This is a genomic window from Streptomyces turgidiscabies Car8 (assembly GCF_000331005.1).
GTDB classification, from domain to species: domain Bacteria; phylum Actinomycetota; class Actinomycetes; order Streptomycetales; family Streptomycetaceae; genus Streptomyces; species Streptomyces turgidiscabies.
The window spans coordinates 1-2,646 of record NZ_AEJB01000477.1 but is presented as its reverse complement, the minus strand read 5'-3'; the positions used below and the strand labels follow the sequence as shown (position 1 = coordinate 2,646).

Genomic DNA, 2,646 nt, shown 5'->3' with positions numbered 1-2,646 from the left:
ACCGACGGCTACTGGGTGACCGGGACCTGCGTGGTGCCGCTGCGGGCGTGCTCGCGCTTGCCCGCGTTGTTCGCGGCCCGGCAGGCGTCGTCGACCGGCTCTCCCTTGCGGACGTGCCGCTGGTACGCGGCCCGCGTCCCGCACGGCGCGAGATTCCACCGCCGGGTGCTCTTCGGCCTGGGCTTCTTCTTCGCGGGCTTTGCGCCGGCCTTCGCGGCGACTTCCCGCTGCTTGCCGATCGCCCACCGCTGCGCACCGGTCAGCCCGGCGACCAGCCCTGTGCGGAACGCCTTCGCCACCCCGTCCTCGCGAACGAGTGCCGACTCCAGGCACTCCATCCGCACCGGGCAGCCCTGGCAGAGCTGCCGGGCCAGGCCGATCGACTTCGACGAGAAGAAGGTGTCCGGGTCAGCGGCTCTACAGGCCGCTCTCAGTTCCCACTCTCGATCCATCACGGGTCCTCCGTACGGTCGGTCATGATCAAACGAAATGCGGCTGGTGACAGCCTCGTGACGGGTGCCGCTGACGCCCGTCACGAGGCGATCACTTGCGGCCTTCGAGGGCCGGGGCGAGCTCCGGGAGTTGCACGGCCTCCAGGCGGCCCTGCCGCCATGCCTCCACCAGCTCGGCGCCTCCGTCCTTGCGCAGCCGCACGCTGTGGCTGCTGCTGCCCGGGATGATCGCCACACCGGGGACCGTGTGCACCGTCCCGTCCGGACTGGTCCACTCCGTGTTGTCGGCGCTGGTCATGGCGGCGAGGACCGTCGACAGCCACTCCGGGGACACCTCGTGTACGACCCGTTCCGTCACGGCCTCCGGGACCGCGGCCCGGGCCCACTCCAGCAGCGCCTCGTTGTCGGTGACCGCTGCGGCGGCGTCCTTGTCCGAGAAGCTGATCGTGGCGACCTGCTTGCCGCCCGGGACGACGACGGGCACCGTGCGGTCCCCGGTCTTCTTGACGGCGGCGGCGAGGTCTGCGTGGAGTTCCTTGCGGACGTCGTTGCCGACGGCTTTCACAACGTCGGCGAGGGCCTTGACGGTGGCGGCCTTCAAGGCCAGCTCGCTCAAATTGCTCATGTGCTGTGTTCTCCTTGCGGGTTGAGCGCCCCCGATTTGGGCGGGGGCGCCCACAAGTCGGCGGTGGGTCAGCCGGTGACGGCGGTGACGGTCGATACCCAGGCGAGGGCGGTGTCGTCGAGCTGCTCGCGCGCCCGGGTCACCGCGACGTAGGCCAGCCGGGCTTCCTCGCGGGGCAGGATGACGAGGCCGGTCTGCTGGTCGGGCTTCGGGGCCCGGAAGTCGCTGTGGATCCGGGCGGCCGGCCACTCGCGGCCCTTGGACCGGTGAGCGGTCGACACCACCAGCTCGGCCTGCTGCTCCGAGCACAGTCCGTCGGCCGCCGAAACGATCCGCTCGGGCCCGTGCTCATCGATGAGCTTGACGAGGACCTCCAGCGAGCCGTCCTCCTCGGCGGCGTACTGGCGGACGTCGTCCCAGGAGGCGAAACCGCACAGCTCCGGGTGGTCGGTCGGCTGCCCGTTCTGGAGGGACTCGGAGGCCCATGCGAGGCGCTTGATGTCGCCGCCCCCGCCGACCAGCGCGACCTTCCGGCCGGCGGCGAGGCTCTCCATGACGATGCCCATGGCGCCTGCGTTGGTGCGGCAGAGAATCGCGTCCGGGGTGTCAAGCGGGCCGACGGTGGACTCGGCGGCGTCCCAGCCAGTGAGGCGGAGCGGGGCGTCGATGAGACGAAGCCAGATGTTCGCGCGGGCGGCGATGGCCGGGCCGAACCGAAAGGACTGGCTCAACGTCAGCTCGGGGCAGCCGAGTTCACTGACGAACTTCTGCAGGGCGTCGTTGGCGCCGCGCCAGCTGTAGATCTGCTGGGCGGAGTCGCCGACGGCGATGCGCTGCGCGTGCTCCTGGGCCAGGAGGACGGCGCTCAACACGTCGTTGGTGTCCTGGGCCTCATCGAGGAGAACCACATCCGTCGGGATGCGGGGCTTCGAGAGCGCCCACATCTTCAGGTAGTGATCATGGGTCAGGTTGAGGACGCTCTCGTCCCGCTTCAGCTCCTCCCAGGCCGCCCGAGCGACCGGCAGGACAAGCTTCTCCAGCGCGGCACGCGCGTTCTTCTTCGTCAGGCCGTCGTAGTGCTGGATGTGCCCGGCGGTGATCTCGTCGTCGGCGCCGTGGCAGTACCGGGTGACCGTGTCCAGTGCCATCCGCATGATGACCTTGCTGGTCATGGCCTTCGGGTGGCCGAGGTCCGTGGGGATCGCCGGAGTCGCGCCGATGATGCCGAGGATCGATCGGACGTCGAGGGCCTGCGCGGCCTGGTGTGCGGTCTGCCGGGGCCGCTGGAGACGGTCGCCGTACTTCGGGTCGAAGGCGAGGCCGTGGCCGGTCTTGCAGAGGACCGTGCTGGGGAAGCTGCGGCGGGCGTCGGTGGCGATCGCGGAGTTGTAGGCGACGTAGGTCATCCGGCGCCGCCGGTCGCTCTTCGCGATCATCTTGAGCGTTGCGCTCTTGCCGCAGCCCGCGCCGGCCTGGAGGACGAGGTCCAGCCCGTCGCCGTACGCGTCGATCGCGTCGGCCTGTTCTGGGGTGGGGTTCACCACTGTGGTGCACCTCCTTTCTTGGGGG

General features: G+C 70.1%; 3 protein-coding genes. All 3 read right to left on the bottom strand.

All coding sequences use genetic code 11. The features are described 5' to 3' along the window. Positions 1-8: 8 nt before the first annotated feature. The 3 genes from STRTUCAR8_RS34590 to STRTUCAR8_RS34580 all read right to left on the bottom strand — a co-directional run bounded on the left by STRTUCAR8_RS34590 (position 9) and on the right by STRTUCAR8_RS34580 (position 2,618). Positions 9-452, bottom strand: coding sequence for a WhiB family transcriptional regulator (locus tag STRTUCAR8_RS34590; protein ID WP_044473408.1), 444 nt, complete (start codon positions 450-452; stop codon positions 9-11). 91 nt (positions 453-543) lie between these two features. Further along, positions 544-1,077, bottom strand: a complete 534-nt coding sequence (locus STRTUCAR8_RS34585) for a hypothetical protein (RefSeq protein WP_006380888.1) — start codon at positions 1,075-1,077, stop codon at positions 544-546. A 68-nt stretch (positions 1,078-1,145) separates the two neighbouring features. Next, entirely contained in the window at positions 1,146-2,618 is a 1,473-nt protein-coding gene (locus STRTUCAR8_RS34580; RefSeq protein ID WP_044473407.1) for a UvrD-helicase domain-containing protein, read from the bottom strand. Positions 2,619-2,646 lie beyond the last annotated feature (28 nt).